Annotated in this window: 17 protein-coding genes; 6 read left to right on the top strand and 11 right to left on the bottom strand. The window is 69.1% G+C overall.

The genetic code is table 11. The annotated features are described in order from the left end of the window. Window positions 1-344: 344 nt before the first annotated feature. Window positions 345-860 (bottom strand): LabA-like NYN domain-containing protein, encoded by a 516-nt coding sequence (locus L3N39_RS05550; RefSeq protein WP_237256286.1) that lies wholly within the window; start codon window positions 858-860, stop codon window positions 345-347. Between the two features lie 61 nt (window positions 861-921). Here L3N39_RS05550 and L3N39_RS05545 point away from each other — a divergent pair, with 61 nt between their 5' ends. Together L3N39_RS05545 and L3N39_RS05540 are read left to right on the top strand one after the other, a co-directional pair. Beyond that, window positions 922-1,578, top strand: a complete 657-nt coding sequence (locus tag L3N39_RS05545; RefSeq protein ID WP_237256285.1) for a YciC family protein — start codon at window positions 922-924, stop codon at window positions 1,576-1,578. Between the two features lie 64 nt (window positions 1,579-1,642). Next, complete coding sequence (locus tag L3N39_RS05540; protein ID WP_237256284.1) at window positions 1,643-2,041, top strand: VOC family protein; 399 nt, start codon at window positions 1,643-1,645, stop codon at window positions 2,039-2,041. A 3-nt stretch (window positions 2,042-2,044) separates the two neighbouring features. Here L3N39_RS05540 and L3N39_RS05535 read toward each other — a convergent pair whose 3' ends face one another. After that, complete coding sequence (locus L3N39_RS05535) at window positions 2,045-2,884, bottom strand: SDR family oxidoreductase (protein ID WP_237256283.1); 840 nt, start codon at window positions 2,882-2,884, stop codon at window positions 2,045-2,047. A gap of 60 nt (window positions 2,885-2,944) precedes the next feature. On the opposite strand from L3N39_RS05535, the gene L3N39_RS05530 reads away from it, so the two are divergent. Further along, window positions 2,945-3,754: a substrate-binding periplasmic protein gene (locus L3N39_RS05530; RefSeq protein ID WP_431978008.1), complete on the top strand. Its 810-nt coding sequence runs from the start codon at window positions 2,945-2,947 to the stop codon at window positions 3,752-3,754. A gap of 3 nt (window positions 3,755-3,757) precedes the next feature. Here the strand turns inward: L3N39_RS05530 and hrpB are convergent, their stop codons facing one another. Next, the gene (gene hrpB / locus L3N39_RS05525; protein ID WP_237256281.1) at window positions 3,758-6,268 is read right to left on the bottom strand and encodes an ATP-dependent helicase HrpB; all 2,511 of its coding nucleotides are present in this window, start codon (window positions 6,266-6,268) and stop codon (window positions 3,758-3,760) included. A 459-nt stretch (window positions 6,269-6,727) separates the two neighbouring features. Between hrpB and L3N39_RS05520 the strand changes: the two genes are divergently transcribed. After that, complete coding sequence (locus L3N39_RS05520; protein ID WP_237256280.1) at window positions 6,728-7,144, top strand: polyribonucleotide nucleotidyltransferase; 417 nt, start codon at window positions 6,728-6,730, stop codon at window positions 7,142-7,144. A gap of 19 nt (window positions 7,145-7,163) precedes the next feature. After that, entirely contained in the window at window positions 7,164-8,051 is an 888-nt protein-coding gene (locus L3N39_RS05515) for a cation diffusion facilitator family transporter (RefSeq protein WP_237256582.1), read from the top strand. Between the two features lie 124 nt (window positions 8,052-8,175). On the opposite strand, the gene L3N39_RS05510 is transcribed toward L3N39_RS05515, so the two are convergent. After that, window positions 8,176-8,598: an OsmC family protein gene (locus L3N39_RS05510; RefSeq protein ID WP_237256279.1), complete on the bottom strand. Its 423-nt coding sequence runs from the start codon at window positions 8,596-8,598 to the stop codon at window positions 8,176-8,178. A gap of 217 nt (window positions 8,599-8,815) precedes the next feature. Here L3N39_RS05510 and crp point away from each other — a divergent pair, with 217 nt between their 5' ends. Beyond that, window positions 8,816-9,460 (top strand): cAMP-activated global transcriptional regulator CRP, encoded by a 645-nt coding sequence (crp, locus tag L3N39_RS05505; protein WP_237256278.1) that lies wholly within the window; start codon window positions 8,816-8,818, stop codon window positions 9,458-9,460. A gap of 71 nt (window positions 9,461-9,531) precedes the next feature. Here crp and trpC read toward each other — a convergent pair whose 3' ends face one another. The 7 genes from trpC to gabT all read right to left on the bottom strand — a co-directional run bounded on the left by trpC (window position 9,532) and on the right by gabT (window position 16,446). Further along, window positions 9,532-10,365 carry an indole-3-glycerol phosphate synthase TrpC gene (gene trpC, locus L3N39_RS05500; protein WP_237256277.1) on the bottom strand — a complete coding sequence of 278 codons (834 nt, stop codon included), beginning with the start codon at window positions 10,363-10,365 and terminating at the stop codon, window positions 9,532-9,534. Further along, window positions 10,362-11,408 (bottom strand): anthranilate phosphoribosyltransferase, encoded by a 1,047-nt coding sequence (gene trpD / locus L3N39_RS05495; protein WP_237256276.1) that lies wholly within the window; start codon window positions 11,406-11,408, stop codon window positions 10,362-10,364. The genes trpC and trpD overlap by 4 nt, the downstream gene beginning before the upstream one ends. Beyond that, window positions 11,408-12,001, bottom strand: coding sequence for an aminodeoxychorismate/anthranilate synthase component II (locus L3N39_RS05490; RefSeq protein ID WP_237256275.1), 594 nt, complete (start codon window positions 11,999-12,001; stop codon window positions 11,408-11,410). The genes trpD and L3N39_RS05490 overlap by 1 nt, the downstream gene beginning before the upstream one ends. A gap of 12 nt (window positions 12,002-12,013) precedes the next feature. After that, complete coding sequence (gene trpE, locus L3N39_RS05485; RefSeq protein WP_237256274.1) at window positions 12,014-13,507, bottom strand: anthranilate synthase component I; 1,494 nt, start codon at window positions 13,505-13,507, stop codon at window positions 12,014-12,016. A 181-nt stretch (window positions 13,508-13,688) separates the two neighbouring features. Further along, window positions 13,689-14,390 carry a phosphoglycolate phosphatase gene (locus L3N39_RS05480; protein ID WP_348983388.1) on the bottom strand — a complete coding sequence of 234 codons (702 nt, stop codon included), beginning with the start codon at window positions 14,388-14,390 and terminating at the stop codon, window positions 13,689-13,691. Continuing rightward, complete coding sequence (rpe, locus tag L3N39_RS05475) at window positions 14,387-15,061, bottom strand: ribulose-phosphate 3-epimerase (RefSeq protein WP_237256273.1); 675 nt, start codon at window positions 15,059-15,061, stop codon at window positions 14,387-14,389. The genes L3N39_RS05480 and rpe overlap by 4 nt, the downstream gene beginning before the upstream one ends. A gap of 104 nt (window positions 15,062-15,165) precedes the next feature. After that, window positions 15,166-16,446 carry a 4-aminobutyrate--2-oxoglutarate transaminase gene (gabT, locus tag L3N39_RS05470; protein ID WP_237256272.1) on the bottom strand — a complete coding sequence of 427 codons (1,281 nt, stop codon included), beginning with the start codon at window positions 16,444-16,446 and terminating at the stop codon, window positions 15,166-15,168. Window positions 16,447-16,548: the final 102 nt, after the last annotated feature.

The raw sequence follows: 16,548 nt of genomic DNA, 5'->3' as shown, positions 1-16,548 counted from the left end.
GCCATGCAGGGCGGGCTTCGGCCACCGACTGCACCGGCAAGGCATGGGTGCTGCTGGGCTAAAGCCCACCCTAGGGTACTGTGGGAGCGGCCTTGGCCGCGAAGCTGTACATGGCCGTTCGCGGTCAAGACCGCTCCCACAGCCGTCGGGCCCGTTCAGCCATGCAGGGCGGGCTTCGGCCACCGACTGCACCGGCAAGGCATGGGGGCTGCTGGGTTAAAGCCCACCCTAGGGTACTGTGGGAGCGGCCTTGGCCGCGAAGCTGTACATGGCCCGTTCGCGGTCAAGACCGCTCCCACAAGGGCATTTGCGGTCAAGACCGCTCCCACGGCCGTCGGGCCCGTTCAGCCACGCAACAGCAAATCACCCTCGATCGGCACGTAGCGCGTCGCCGCGCGGATCAGCGACTGCGCCGTCAGCCCCGGCACGCCATAGACGCTCGCCTCGACGCCGCCGGCGCGGACGCGCTCGAGCAGCAGGTCGAAGTCGCCGTCGCCGGAGGCCAGCACCACCTCGTCGACGTGCCTGGCGGCATCCAGCACGTCGATGGTGATGCCCACGTCCCAGTCGCCCTTGGCCGAGCCATCGCTGCGCTGGATGTAGGGCTTGAGCTTCACCGTGAAGCCGAGGTTGCGCAGGATCTGCTGGAACTGCTGCTGGCGCGGATCGCCGCGCTCGATGGCATAGGCAAAGGCTTCGACGATCTGCCCGCAGCGGCTGACCTCGGCCCACAGCGCGGCATAGTCGAAATGGCAGCCATGGGCCTGGCGCACGGTGTAGTAGAGGTTCTGCACATCGGCGAACAGGGCGATCTTTCTCACGGGGACCTCGCGGCAGGGTGCGCCAGTATAGCCACGCATGTTCGGCGCCGGCCGCTTCGGCTAGAGTGGCGTCCCCTTCGGCCAACCGCTGCGCCCACGCATGACCGTATTCGCCATCCTGCGCGACGCCTGGTTCTTCTACTCGCGTCATTTCGCCACCATCGCCCGCCTGTGCCTGCCGCTGATCCTGCTGGAGAGCCTCGCGCGCCTGGCGGTGGACCAGCTGTTCGGCAAGGACGCCCTGCCGGCCCAGGAGTTGCTGGTCGGGCTGGTGTTCTATCCGCTCTACGTCGGCGCGCTGATCCTCTACATCGACGCCCGCAGTCGCGGCCACGCCCCCGCCCTGCGCGACGTCCTCGCTCGCGCGCTGCCGCTGTGGCCCGCGCTGGCCGTGCTCACCGGCCTGGGCACGCTGCTGATCATGCTCGGTGCCTCGCTGTTCGTCCTGCCGGGAATCTGGGTCATGGTGCGGATCGCCTTCGCCGAGTACCTGCTGGTACTGCGCGGCCTGGCCCCGCTGGCGGCATTGAAGCAGAGCTTCCTGCTGACGCGCGGGCACTTCCTGCTGGTGCTCGGCTGCGTGCTCAGCCTGCTGCTGCCACTGTGGCTGCTGGAAGCCTGGGTCAGCGGGCTGCAGGCGGATGCCGCCGTGCGGCTGCTGCTCGACGGCGCCGTCGGCCTGCTGCAACTGCTGCCGACGGTGATGCTGTTCCGCTGCTTCATGCTCTGCACCGAACGCGAGCCAGCCCGCGACTGATCGGCTCGGCAGGCAATCGGCCGGCTCCTTGCTAGGCTTGTGCTTCCGCCCGAGGAGCCGCCACATGAGCACGATCAATCCCAGCATCCTGTCGCACATCTCGCTTGGCACCAACCGCTTCGACGAGGCGGCCGCCTTCTACGACCAGGCCCTCGCCAGCCTCGGCTGCCAGCGGATCATGACGCACCCAGGGGCGATCGCCTGGGGCCGCGAGTACCCGGAGTTCTGGCTGCAGACGCCGATCGACGGCGCCCCGGCAACGGTCGGCAACGGCACCCACGTCGGCTTCTTCGCCAGCGACCGCGCCGCGGTGGATGCCTTCCACCGTGCTGCCCTGGCCGCCGGTGCTACCGACGAGGGCGCGCCGGGCCCGCGCGCCGACTACGGCGAGGCCTACTACGGCTGCTTCGTCCGCGACCTGGACGGCCACAAGATCGAGGCGGCCTACTGGGACATGGGCTGACGGCTAGGTCTGTACCGCCTGGCGGCTGGCAAGCAGGCGCGGCAGCAGGAAGCGCTCGTACATGCGCGGGCAGCAGCGCGCCAGCAGGCGCGCCTTCCAGTCGAGGTTGGACAGCACCAGCAGTTGTCGTCGCCTCAGCGCACCCTGGTAGATGGCCTCGGCGACATCCTGCGGCGAGGCCAGCCGGCCGAGGGCCAGCGCCGGGTGCGGCGCGGTGGAGCCGTCGCCGACCAGCACGTTCTTGCGCAGGTCGGTCGCGGTATAGCCGGGGCATACCAGCATGACGTTCACCGCCGTGCCGACCAGCTCGCCACGCAGCGTGTCGAACAGCCCGTGCAGCGCGTGCTTGCTGGCGTTGTAGGCGCCCCGGTTGGGCACCGGCGCATATTGCGACAGCGAGCTGAGCACGATGATCTGGCCCTGGCGCTCGATCAGCGAGGGCAGCGCCGCCTGGGTGCAGTGCAGCGCGCCATAGAAATTCACCGCCATGATCCGCTCGAACACTGCGAGCTCGGTGTCGACGATGCGGCTGCGATGGGTGATGCCGGCGTTGTTGACCAGGATGTCGATGCCGCCGAAACGCTCGATGACCAGCGCCACCGCGCGCTGTACCGCCTGCGCATCGGCGACGTCGCAGCGCAGCCCCAGGGCATCGGCGTTGTGGTGGCTGTGCAGGTGCTGGACCAGGCTGTCGAGCGCCGCCTGGTCCAGGTCGAGGATCGCCAGGCGCGCCCCGGCCTGGGCCATGCGTAGCGCCAGCGCACGGCCGATCCCGGCGCAACCGCCGGTGATCAGCACCACCTTGCGATCGAAAACCTTGCTGACGAACACCTTGCGACGCATGCGGCACCTCCCGGTCTTGCCTTGAGCATAGCCAGGCGCGCCGGGGGTCGCCTGCGACTGATCGACGATGGACAACCGCGGCACGACTGCGCATCCTCTGCGGCCCCCATCGTCAAGGAAGACCGAACCGTGCGTCGCCCGCTGTCCCTCCTCGCCCTGCTGCTGGTCGGCCTGAGCGCTCTCCAGGCGCAGGCCGCCGAGCGTCTGCTGACGGTCGGCTACTACGACTTCCCGCCGGTGATGTACCGCGACGAGCACGGCGTGACCCGCGGCGAGATGGCCGACCTGACCCGCCAGGTACTGCGCCAGGCCGGCTACCAGCCGCGCTTCCGGCAGCTGCCCAGCGCGCGCCTCTACGCGGCGCTGGTGGATGGCACGGTCGACGTCTGGCTCGGCGCCCCGGGCAAGATCGAACTGCGCAGCCACACCCTGGAGTCGCGTCACAACGTCGGCCATACCCAGCTCAACCTCTACCACCGCGCCGACACCCCGCCGCCGCGCATTCCCGACAGCCTCGCCGGCCAGGGCCTGATCATCCTCAACGGCTACAGCTACTGGCCGCGGATCAACCGCCTGCTGCAGGACCCGGCGCTGGACATCCGCCTGCTGCGCACCGCCAGCCACCACTCGGCCCTGGCGATGCTGCTGCACCGGCGCGCCGACTACCTGCTCGACTACCAGCTGCCGGCCGAACAGGTCCGCCGCGAGCAGGGCCTGGCGGCGCTGCCGCACGTGGTGCTGCAGCGGGTGCCGGTGCACTTCATCGTCTCGCGGCACATCGCCGACAGCGAAGCCGTGCTCGACAACCTGGACCGCGCCTTCGTCGAACTGCGCGCGGCCGGCCGCCTCGCGGCGCTGCCCGAAGGCTGAGCCTCAGCGGCCGCGCGGCTTGGCCCGCGCGGTGGGCTCGGCGACCAGCGGGTCGTCCGGCCAGTAGTGCTTGGGATAGCGGCCCTTGAGGTCCTTCTTCACCTCCAGGTAGGTGTTGGCCCAGAAGCTCGCCAGGTCCTGGGTGACCTGCACCGGGCGCCGCGCCGGCGACAGCAGGTGCAGCTTGACCGGCTGCCGGCCGCCGGCGACCCGCGGCGTCTCGGCCAGGCCGAACAGCTCCTGCAGGCGCACCGCCAGCACCGGCGGCGACTCGCTGTAGTCCAGGCGGATACGCGACCCGGACGGCACCTCGATGGCCACCGGCGCCTGCTCGTCGAGCTGGCGCGGCAGCGGCCAGGGCAGCAGGCCGGCGAGCATCGCCGGCAAGTCGAGCTGGGCGAAGTGCGCCAGCCGCGACACCTTGCCGAGATAGGGCAGCAGCCACTCCTCCAGCTGCTGCAGCAGCGCGGCATCGCCCAGGTCCGGCCAGGCGCTCTGCCCCTGGCTGTCCAGGTCCAGCCGGCGCAGCAGGGCGATGCGCGCCTGCCACTGGCGCAGCTCCGGCGTCCAGGGCAGCAACTCCAGCCCCTTGCGCCGGACCAGTGCCAGCAGCGCGCGGCCGCGGGCCTGCTCGTCCAGCCCGGGCAGCGGCTCGCGCGCCAGTACCAGCTGGCCGACCCGGCGCTGGCGCTCGGCGCGCAGCACGCCCTCGCGCTCGTCCCAGTCCAGCTCGTCATGCTGCGCGACCTGCTCGGCCAGCACCTCGTCGAACAGCGCCGGGTCCAGCGCCACCGCGCGGTAGATGCGCTCGTCACGCTGGCCCTGCTGGCTGCCCAGTTCGGCGACCACCAGCCAGGGCTGCTTCATCAGGGCATCCGCCTCGACGAAGTGCGCGGCGCGTCCGTTGGCCAGCCGATAGTGGCCGCCGCCCTCGCGGCGCTGGCAGGCGACGCGGTCGGGGTAGGCGAACGCCAGCAGCGCCGCCAGTGCGTGCGCCTCATCCAGCTGCGCCGGCTGCCCCGCTGCAGCCGGCAGCAGGGCGCCGAACTGGCGTGCCAGCTGGCGGATGCGCTGCACATCACCACCGCGGCCTTCGCGCAAGGCCGGCAGGCGCAACGCAAGGTCGGCGCCTGCCCCGCGCAGGATGTCGCGCTCGCCGAGCAGCGCCGCGACGTCGGCGGCCAGCCGCGACTGGCCGAGCGCCTGGCCACGCAGCAGCATGTGCGCCAGGCGCGGATGCGCCGGCAAGAGGGCCATGCGCTGGCCGTGGGCGGTGATCTGCCAGGCGCCACGCTCGTTGTGTTGCAGCGCGCCGAGGCGCGCGAGCAGGTCCTGGGCCTGGGCGAAGGCCGCCGCCGGCGGCAGGTCCAGCCAGGCCAGCTCGGCCGGCTCGGCACCCCAGCGCGCCAGCTGCAAGGCCAGCGGGGCGAGGTCGGCCTGGAGGATTTCCGGCTCGCCATGGGCGGCCAGCTGGGCATGCTGCTCCTCGGACCACAGGCGGTAGCACACGCCGGGCTCCAGGCGCCCGGCGCGGCCGGCGCGCTGGGTGGCCGAGGCGCGCGAGATGCGGCGCGTCTCCAGCCGCGTCATGCCGCTGCCGGGGTCGAAGCTCGGCACCCGGGCCAGGCCGGCATCGATCACCACCCGCACGCCCTCGATGGTCAGGCTGGTCTCGGCGATGTTGGTCGCCAGCACCACCTTGCGCTGCCCCGCCGGGGCGGGCTCGATCGCCGCGCGCTGGGCGGCCAGCTCGAGTTCGCCGTGCAACGGGCAAAGCTGCAGGCCCGGACGTTCGGCCAACGCCTCGCCGAGCGCCTGGTGCACGCGGCGGATCTCACCCTGGCCGGGCAGGAACACCAGCAGGCTGCCGGATTCCTCGTCCAGCGCCTGCAGCACCGTCTGCACCACCGTCGCCTCGATACGCTCGGCCGGGCGCCAGGGCCGCCCCCAGCGCAACGCCACCGGGTGCATGCGCCCCTCGCTGCGCACCACCGGCGCCTGGTCGAGCATCGCCGCCAGCCGCTCGCCCTCCAGCGTGGCGGACATCAGCAGCACCTTGAGCGGCTCGTCGCGCAGCAGGGCGCGGGCGTTGAGGGTCAGCGCCAGGGCCAGGTCGGCATCCAGGCTGCGTTCGTGGAATTCGTCGAAGATCACCAGACCGACACCCTCCAGGCCCGGGTCGTCCTGCAGGCGACGGGCGAGGATGCCCTCGGTGACCACCTCGATACGGGTCTGCGGGCCGACCTTGCTGTCCAGGCGAATGCGGTAGCCCACCGTCTGGCCGACCTTCTCGCCCAACTCGGCGGCCAGCCGCTCGGCCGCGGCACGCGCAGCCAGGCGGCGCGGCTCGAGCATGAGGATGCCCTGCCCGGCCAGCCAGGGCTCGTCGAGCAGCGCCAGCGGCACGCGGGTGGTCTTGCCGGCGCCGGGCGGCGCCTCGAGCACGGCCTCGTCACGCGAAAGCAGGGCCTGGCGCAGCGCTGGCAGCGCGTCGTCGATGGGCAGTGGAATCATGGAATCTCGCTTCGACCATGGAAAAGAAGAGGACGATCATGGGCCGCAGCGCCGGGCCCTCGGGTGACGCTACAGCCAGCCGGCGGCCAGGCTGCAGGCCCGCCCGCCCGGCCTGCTAGCGCAGCGGACCGCACACCGGCCAGAGCGACGCCGCACAGGCCGGCCGCAGGCGTCACGATCGCGGCCCTGCTGCGGAGCGGCGCGCCACGCAGGGCCGACATCATAGCCTGACGCCCCGCCGACCGGCAGGCCGCGGCCATGGCGCGCCCCGAAGCAGTTGCGACGCAACCAAAGCAGGCCCAAGACGTACTGCAAGGGCGCCGGGCAACACCGCAATGCTCGTCCTGGCCTGCCGCGAACGTCGCCATCCCTGCCGCGGTCTGTTGGCTTGAGAGCCATCGCGCAATGCTTTCGTCGTGCGAGCCTGTATAGTTGCGCCACATTTCCAGGAGGTCCCCAATGGGCAAGTGCAACCGCATCATCGGCGGCGTGTTGGCCGCATCCCTCGTCACCCAGCTGTCGGCCTGCGGCACGCTCTTCTACCCTGACCGTCGCGGGCAGATCGACGGCCGCATCGATCCCGCGGTCGCCGTGCTCAACGCGGTGGGCCTGCTGTTCTATGTGATCCCCGGCCTGATCGCCTTCGCCATCGACTTCGCCACCGGCGCCATCTACCTGCCCAACGGCCAGTATTCGGTCGCCCCCGAGAAGCTGCAGGACGCCATCGGCGCCGACGGCCAGATCGACCAGGCCCGCCTGAAAGCCATCATCGAGGCGGAAACCGGCCGCAGCCTGCCGCTGGACGACCCGCGCCTGATCCGCCAGCACGGCGGCAGCGAGCAGCTCGCCGCGCTCGGCCTGCAGCCGGCCGCCTGAGCCCGCGCGAGGCCGGATGATGAGCGTCAGCGCCGAACACGCCCGCCTGCTGCGCCGCGCCTCGGGTGCCGCGCTGGCCGTGGCGCTGTTCCTCGCCCTGAGCAAGGCGGTGGCCTGGTGGCTGAGCGGCTCGGTCAGCCTGCTGGCCGGCCTCACCGACTCGCTGCTCGATGGCGCCGCCTCGCTGATCAACCTGCTCGCCGTGCACTACTCGCTGCGCCCGGCCGACGACGACCACCGCTACGGCCACGGCAAGGCCGAGGCGCTGGCCGGCCTCGGCCAGGCGGCGTTCATCGGCGTCAGTGCGCTGCTGGTCGGCGTGCAGGGCATCGACCGCCTGCTGCATCCGCAGCCGCTGGGCGCGCCGACGCTGGGCATCGCGGTGATCGTCGTCTCGCTGGTCCTGACCGCCGCGCTGCTGGCCTACCAGCGGCATGTGGTGCACCTCACCGGCTCGACGGCGATCCGCGCCGACTCGCTGCACTATCGTTCCGACCTCTTGCTCAATCTCAGCATCCTGCTGGCGCTGGTGCTGGCCAGCTACGGCTGGTCGCGGCTGGATGCGGTGTTCGGCATCGCCATCGCCTTCTACATCCTGTGGAGCGCGGCGAGCATCCTGCGCGAGGCCTCCGCCGTGCTGATGGATACCGAACTCGCGCCGGAGATCGGCGAGGACATGCAGCGCCTGGCCTGCGGGGTGCCGGGCGTGCTCGGCTGCCATGACCTGCGCACGCGGATCTCGGGCACGCGCTGGTTCGTCCAGCTGCACCTGGAGCTGCCCGGCGAGCTGTCGCTGTCGCGCGCCCATGCGCTGTGCGACGAGGTGGAGGCGGCGATCAAGGCCCAGTACCCGCGCGCCGAGGTGCTGGTACACGCCGATCCGCAGGAAGTGGTGAGAAAGAGCTGACGCCGAATCCGGCGCGGCAGGTGGCGCGCCTTTGCCGCGCCAGACGCAGAAACGCCCGGCTGACCGGGCGTTCGGCAGCGAATCGCCGCAGACAGGAGCAGGAGCACCCCGTCGCGGCGCTGCGTCACTCGAGTTCGACGATCTCGTAGGAATGGCTGATCTCGACGCCGGCGCGGCCGAGCATGATCGAGGCCGAGCAGTACTTCTCCGCCGACAGTTCCACCGCGCGCTTGACCTGCGGCTCCTTCAGCCCGCGGCCCTTGACCACGAAGCGCAGGTGGATCCTGGTGAAGACCTTGGGGTCCTCGCTGGCGCGCTCGGCCTCGACGAAGGCCTCGCAGCTGTCCACCGCCTGGCGCGACTTCTTCAGGATGCTCACCACGTCGAAGTTGCTGCAGCCGCCGAGGCCCAGCAGCAGCATTTCCATGGGCCGCACGCCGAGGTTGCGCCCGCCGGCTTCGGGCGGGCCGTCCATCACCACGACATGGCCACTGCCCGATTCGCCCAAAAACATGGCGCCATCGACCCATTGAATGCGCGCTTTCATCAACTGGCTCCACAAATTGAAAGGAGCAATAGCTTAACATGTGGACTTCTGCCGCTGCGGGCAGCGGACCCGACCAAAGGTACGCTGACCCGTTAATTCATACTGTCGCAACTTGGGCCCGGTCACTTACCCTTGGTGGGTTGGCCTGGCCACGATAAAAAAACGGTTACGAATAATAAGAACCAGCCCTTTCCAAAGTATTTCCGGGACCCACAGCATGGTAGCTATCACACTTACGCCCAAGATGAAGAATATCGACAAGCTGCTGGCGCACTGCCACAGACGGCGCTACACCGCCAAGAGCACGATCATTTACCAGGGGGATCGTTGCGAGTCGCTGTTCTATATCGTCAAGGGCTCGGTCACCATCCTTATCGAAGACGATGACGGACGCGAGATGATCATCGCCTACCTCAATGCCGGCGACTTCTTCGGCGAGATGGGCTTGTTCGAGAAGGAAGGCAGCGAAAAGGAACGCAGCGCCTGGGTTCGCGCCAAGACCGAATGCGAAGTCGCCGAACTGAGCTACGCCAAGTTCCGCGAGCTGACCCAGCAGGACCCGGAGATCCTCTACGCGCTGGGCAGCCAGATGGCCGATCGCCTGCGCAACACCACGCGCAAGGTCGGAGACCTGGCCTTCCTCGACGTCACCGGCCGCGTCGCGCGCACGTTGCTGGACCTGTGCAAGCAGCCCGATGCCATGACCCACCCGGACGGCATGCAGATCAAGATCACCCGCCAGGAAATCGGCCGCATCGTCGGCTGCTCGCGGGAGATGGTCGGCCGCGTACTCAAGAGCCTGGAGTCCCAGGGCCTGGTCTACGTCAAGGGCAAGACCATGGTGGTGTTCGGCACCCGCTGAACGCCGCCGAAACGAAAAGGCCGGAGTTGCGCGAGCGGCTCCGGCCTTTTCGTTCCACAGCGCGGCCGAAACTACTGCGGATCGGCGGCTACCGTGCGCTGGCGCCGCTCGGGAAAGAACAGCCGCTGCAGCTCGGCGCCCGGCTGCTCGGCGCGCATGAACGCCTCGCCGACGAGGAAGGCGTAGACCTGGTTGATCTCCATCAGCTCGACATCGGCCCGATTGAGGATGCCGCTCTCGGTCACCACGATGCGATCCTGCGGAATGCGTGGCAGCAGGTCGAGGGTGGTTTCCAGATTCACCTCGAAGGTGTGCAGGTTGCGGTTGTTGATGCCCACCAGCGGCGTTTCCAGCTTCAGCGCGCGCTCCAGCTCGTCGCCGTCGTGCACCTCGACCAGCACGTCCATGCCCAGGCGGCGCGCTTCGGCGGCCAGCTCGGCCAGCTGGCCGTCGTCCAGCACCGCGGCGATCAGCAGGATGCAGTCGGCGCCCAGCGCCCGCGCCTCGACCACCTGGTAGGGGTCGATCATGAAGTCCTTGCGGATCACCGGCAGGCTGCAGGCCGCGCGCGCCTGCTGCAGGTAGGCGTCGGCGCCCTGGAAGAAATCGATGTCGGTGAGCACCGACAGGCAGGCCGCGCCACCGGCCTCGTAGCTGTGGGCGATCTCGGCCGGGTCGAAGTTCTCGCGCAACACGCCCTTGCTCGGCGAGGCCTTCTTCACCTCGGCGATCACCGCCGCCTCCTTGGCCCGCACGCGGCGGACCAGCGCATCGGCGAAGCCGCGCACCGGGTCGGCCGCCGCGGCCTGGCGCGCCAGCTCATTCAGCGAGACCCGGGCGCGGCGCTCGGCCACTTCCACGGCCTTGCGGGCGACGATCTTCTCCAGCACGGTTGGCACGCTCATCGGGCATTCTCCTGCTTGAACACGGCGGTAAAGGACACCAGTTCCTCCAGCTTGTCACGCGCCAGGCCGGTGCTCAGCGCATCGTGGGCCAGGGCCACGCCCTCCTTCAGCGTCGCGGCCTGGTCGGCGGCGTAGAGCGCGGCGCCGGCGTTCAGCACGATCATGTCCGCGGCCTTCTGGCCGTTATCGGTCTGCCGGCGGCCAAGCGCATCCTTGATCAGGGCCAGCGAGCCCTGGGCGTCCTCGACGTTCAGGCCGATCAGGCTCTGGCTGCGGATGCCGAAGTCCTCCGGCTGCACGCTGTATTCGCGGATGCTGCCATCCCTGAGCTCGGCCACGTGGGTCGGCGCGGCCAGGCTGATCTCGTCCAGGCCGTCCTGCGCATGCACCACCAGCACGTGCTTGCTGCCCAGGCGCTGCAGCACCTCGGCCATCGGCCGGCACAACGCCTTGCTGAACACGCCGAGCACCTGGTGCTTGACGCCGGCCGGGTTGGACATCGGCCCAAGGATATTGAACAGCGTGCGCAGCCCCAGTTCGCGCCGCGGACCGGCGGCGAAGCGCATGGCGCCGTGATGGGCCGGGGCGAACATGAAGCCCACGCCCACCGCATCGACACTGCGCGCCACCTGCTCGGGGGTGAGGTCGAGGTAGACGCCGGCCGCCTCCAGCAGGTCGGCGCTGCCGCTCTTGCCGGAGACCGCGCGGTTGCCGTGCTTGGCCACCTTGCCGCCGGCCGCGGCGACGACGAAGGCGGCCGCGGTGGAGACGTTGAAGATGTTCATGCCGTCGCCGCCGGTGCCGCAGGTATCGACCAGCCGTTCGCTGGCGAAATGTACCGGCGCGGCCAGCTCGCGCATCACCTGCACCGCGCCGACGATCTCGTCGATGGTCTCGCTCTTCATGCGCATGCCCATGAGGAAGGCGCCGATCTGCGCATCGGTGCACTGCCCGGTCATGATCTGGCGCATCACGTCCTGCATTTCGTCGGTGGTCAGGTCCAGTTGCGCCACGACCCGGTTGAGCGCTTCCTTGATGTCCATCAGCGCACGCCTCCGGTCTGCTTCAGAAAGTTGGCGAACAGGTCATGGCCCTGCTCGGTGAGGATGGATTCGGGGTGGAACTGCACGCCCTCGACATTCAGCGTCCGGTGCCGCAGGCCCATGATCTCGTCGATCGAACCATCGGCGAACTGCGTCCAGGCGGTGATTTCCAGGCAGTCCGGCAGGCTCTCGCGCCTGACCACCAGCGAGTGGTAGCGGGTCACGGTCAACGGGTTGTTGAGCCCGGCGAACACGCCCTGGTCGCGATGGAACACCGGGCTGGTCTTGCCGTGCATGGCCTGGCGCGCGCGCACCACCTCGCCGCCGAAGGCCTGGCCGATGCTCTGGTGGCCGAGGCAGACGCCGAGGATCGGCAGCTTGCCGGCGAAATGGCGGATCACCTCGAGCGACACGCCGGCCTCGTTCGGCGTGCAGGGCCCGGGGGAAATGACGATGCGCTCGGGATTCAGCGCCTCGATGGCGGCCACGCCGAGCTCGTCATTGCGCACCACGTGCACGTCGGCGCCCAGCTCGCCAAGGTACTGCACCACGTTGTAGGTGAAGGAGTCGTAGTTGTCGATCATCAGCAGCATGGCCCGGCTCCTTCAGCGCTCGGTCTGTTCGGGGGTGGTCTGTTCGGCCAGGGCGACGGCGCGGAACATCGCGCGGCGCTTGTTCAGGGTCTCTTCCCATTCCAGCGCCGGCTGCGAGTCGGCGACGATGCCGGCACCGGCCTGCACGTGCAGCTCGCCGTCCTTGATCACCGCGGTACGGATGGCGATCGCGGTGTCCATGTTGCCGTTCCACGCCAGGTAGCCGACCGCGCCGCCGTAGACGCCGCGCTTGACCGGCTCCAGCTCGTCGATGATCTCCATGGCGCGGATCTTCGGCGCACCGGACAGCGTGCCCGCCGGGAGGATGGCGCGCAGCGCGTCCATCGCCGAGAGGCCCCGCTTGAGCTGCCCGGTGACGTTGGACACGATGTGCATCACGTTGGAATAGCGCTCGATGACCATCTTCTCGGTGAGCTTCACCGAGCCGGTCTCGGCCACCCGGCCGACATCGTTGCGCCCCAGGTCGATCAGCATCAGGTGTTCGGCCAGCTCCTTGGTATCGGACAACAGGTCGGCCTCGAGCGCACGGTCGGCCTCGTCGGTGGCACCGCGCGGGCGGGTCCCGGCGATCGGCCGCACGGTGACCAGGCCGTCCTCGACGCGCACCAGCACCTCGGGCGACGAGCCGACCACGTGGAAGTCGCCGAAGTTGAAGAAATACATATAGGGCGTCGGGTTGAAGCAGCGCAGCGCGCGATAGAGGTCGATCGGCGCGGCGGCGAAGGGGATCGACATGCGCTGGGAGATCACCACCTGCATGCAGTCGCCGGCGAGGATGTAGTCCTTGATGCGCGCGACCGCCGCCTCGAAGTCCTCGCGCGAAAAGCTCGAGCGGAACGCCGGCTCACGGCCCTGCCCGGCCTCGAAGTCCAGCCCCAGGCGCGGTGCGATCGGCTGGCGCAGGCGTTCACGCAGCGCGCGCAGCTGCGCCAGGCCCTGCTCGTAGGCGTCCGCCGCGGCCGGATCGACCAGCACGATGCAGTGCAGCTTGCCAGCCAGGTTGTCGAACACCACCACGGCGTCGGAGACCATCAGCAGGATGTCTGGCGTGCCCAGCGGGTCGGGATGCGGACACTGTGCCAGCTTGCGCTCGACGTAACGCACACTGTCGTAACCGAAGTAGCCGACCAGCCCGCCGTTGAAGCGCGGCAGGCCGTCGACCGGCGCCACGCGGTAGCGCTGCTGGAAGGCTTCGACGAAGGCCAGTGGATCCTCGACCTCGGCGCGCTCCTGCTCGACGCCGTCGGTGCTCACGCTGATCTGCTGTCCGTGCACACGCAGCACGGTGCGGCAGGGCAGGCCGATGATCGAGTAGCGCCCCCACTTCTCGCCGCCCTGCACCGATTCGAGCAGGTAGGAATTGGGCGCATCGGCCAGCTTGAGATAGAGCGACAGCGGGGTGTCGAAATCGGCCAGGGTTTCGAAGGACAGCGGAATGCGGTTGTGGCCTTCGGCGGCCAGGCGCAGGAATTCTTCGCGGGTCATATCAGCCTCGTGGCTTGAGGGTCACACAGAGAGGTTCGCAAACGCACCGGCGCAGGGCCGGTCGGGAATGATCAGGCGCGCCAGCGCCAGCGCGCCAGGGCCTTGATGACCTTCATCCACTGCTTGCGGGTAACCACCACGATCTGATCTCTTCGGCGGGGCGTGGGAAAACTCGGCCACACTAGCGCAGCCCCCCGGGCGAAGCAACCAGCTGGCGCAGGTCGTCGAGCACCAGCTGCGGCTCCTCTTCGTCGATCGGCCGGCCGTGGTTGTAGCCATAGCTCACGGCCACGCAGGGCACGCCGGCGGCGCGGGCGGCCAGCACGTCGTTGCGCGAATCGCCGATGAACAGCGACTCGGCCGGCGTTGCGCCGACCTGGTCCATCACCCAGAACAGCGCCGCCGGATCGGGTTTCTGCTGCGGCAGCGTATCGCCGCCGACCAGCCAGCCGAAGTAGCCGCCCAGGCCCTTCTCGTCCAGCAGCGGCGCGACGAACTGTGCCGGCTTGTTGGTGATGACCGCCAGTGCTACCTCGTGCGTGGCCAGCCAATCCAGGCACTCACGCACGCCAGGGTAGACGGTGGTCAAGGCATGGCTGCCGGCATAGGCCTGCATGAACAGCGCCAACGCGGCATCGGTCTCGTCTTCATCGACACCGGCATGCTCGTAGCTGCCGGCCAAGGCGCGGCGCACCAGCACCCGCGAGCCATTGCCGACCCAGTCGCGCACCCGCTCGATGCCGGCGGACTCGCGACCGAGCAGCATCAGCATCTTGTCCACCGCGGCGGCCAGGTCCGGTACCGAGTCCATCAGGGTGCCGTCCAGATCGAACATCACCAGCCGTGGCAGCGTGCCGTCGAACAGCTGTTCCAGGCGCGTCATGGGCGGGCCAGCGCCAGCTCGGCGCGCATCTGCTCGATCACCGCCTTGTAGTCCGGCTGGTTGAAGATGGCCGAGCCGGCGACGAAGGTGTCGGCGCCTGCCGCGGCGATCTCGCGGATGTTCTTCGGATTGACGCCGCCATCGATCTCCAGGCGAATCTCGCGGCCGCTGGCGTCGATCAGGGCGCGCGCCTCGCGCAGCTTGTCCAGCGTGCCGGGAATGAACTTCTGCCCGCCGAAGCCAGGGTTGACGCTCATCAGCAGGACCATGTCGACCTTGTCCATGACGTACTTGAGCACGTCCAGCGGCGTCGCTGGGTTGAACACCAGGCCAGCCTTGGCGCCGCCGTCCTTGATCAGCTGCAGCGAGCGATCGATGTGCTCCGAGGCTTCCGGGTGGAAGGTGATGTAGGTCGCGCCGGCCTCGAGGAAGTCGCCGATCATGCGGTCCACCGGCTTGACCATCAGGTGCACGTCGATCGGCGCGGTGACGCCATGCTTGCGCAGCGCCGAGCAGACCATCGGGCCGATGGTCAGGTTGGGCACGTAGTGGTTGTCCATCACGTCGAAATGGACGATGTCGGCGCCGGCGGCCAGCACGTTGTCCACTTCTTCGCCCAGGCGGGCGAAATTGGCGGAAAGAATCGAAGGGGCGATGGCGAACGGCTGCATGACGACCTCGGATGGCACGGGCGGAATGCCGCGCATTGTACCCGAGGGGTCAGGATTGCGGCGCGCCTGACATCCTCCACGAATGCCCGCGCGCCGCCGCACGGTCAGGTCAGTTCGTCGAAGCACTCGCCGAGGATCGCCAGGCCACGGTCGAGCAGCTCGTCCTCGGCAGTCAGCGGCACCAGCACGCGCAGCACGTTGTAGTAGGTACCGCAGGACAGCAGGATCAAGCCCTTCTCCCGCGCCCGGGCGACGATCTGCGAGGTCAGCGCCGCCGCCGGGCGCGCCAGGTCGCCCTCCTCGAACAGCTCGATGGCGATCATCGCGCCGAGGCCGCGCACCTCGCCGATCTCCTTGTGTTTGGCCTGGATCGCCTTGAGGCCGGTGGTGAGCTTCTCCGCGACCGCCTTGCAGCGGTCGAGCAGGCGCTCTTCTTCGAATATTTCCAGCACCGCCAAGGCAGCCGCGCAGGACAGCGGGTTGCCGGCATAGGTGCCGCCCAGCCCGCCGGGCGCGATGGCATCCATGATCTCGGCCTTGCCGCACACCCCGGCCAGCGGGAAGCCGCCGGCGATCGACTTGGCGAAGGTGGTCAGGTCGGCGACCACGCCCATCTGCTCCATGGCGAAGAAGGTGCCGGTGCGCCCGGCGCCGGTCTGCACCTCGTCGGCGATCAGCAGGATGCCGTGCTCGTCGCACAGCACGCGCAGGCGGGCCATGAAATCCTTCGGCGCGACGTTGAAGCCGCCCTCGCCCTGCACCGGTTCGACGATGATCGCGGCGATGTCGCGCGGCTCGGCGTCGTTCTTGAAGATGCGCTCGATGCTGGCGATCGACTCGTCGACGCTGACGCCATGGATCGCACAGGGATACTGCGCGCGGAAGATCCCGCCCGGCATCAGGCCCATGCCAGCGGAGTACGGCACGACCTTGCCGGTCAGGCCGAGGGTCATCATGGTGCGGCCGTGATAGGCGCCGGTGAAGGCAATCACACCGGCACGGCCGGTGGCGGCACGGGCGATCTTCACCGCGTTCTCCACGGCCTCGGAGCCGGTGGTGACCAGCAGGGTCTTCTTGGCGAAATCACCCGGCACCCGCGCGTTGATCTTCTCGCACAGCTCGACGTACGGCTCGTAGGCCAGCACCTGGAAGCAGGTGTGGGTGAGCTTGTGCAGCTGCTCTTCCACCGCCTTGACGATCTTCGGGTGCAGGTGGCCGGTATTCAGCACGGCGATGCCGCCGGCGAAATCGATGAACTCGCGGCCCTCCACATCCACCACGCTGCTGTTCTTCGCGTGGTCGGCAAAGATCGGGTGGATCTGGCCGACGCCACGGGGAACGGCGGCGACACGGCGTTGCATCAGAGATTCGTTGGTCTTGCTCATAAGCTCCTCGGTAGCCGCTCATCGTCGGCACGGGTCGGGAAGAACGCCGGGAAGCGAACGCGGCAGCATACGATGATCGACTGCCACGCCATCCGGAGCGTT

This window comes from Pseudomonas oligotrophica, from assembly GCF_021726475.1.
Lineage (GTDB): Bacteria > Pseudomonadota > Gammaproteobacteria > Pseudomonadales > Pseudomonadaceae > Stutzerimonas > Stutzerimonas oligotrophica.
Note: the sequence above shows the minus strand (reverse complement) of the source record. Positions and strands in the feature narration are given on the sequence as shown.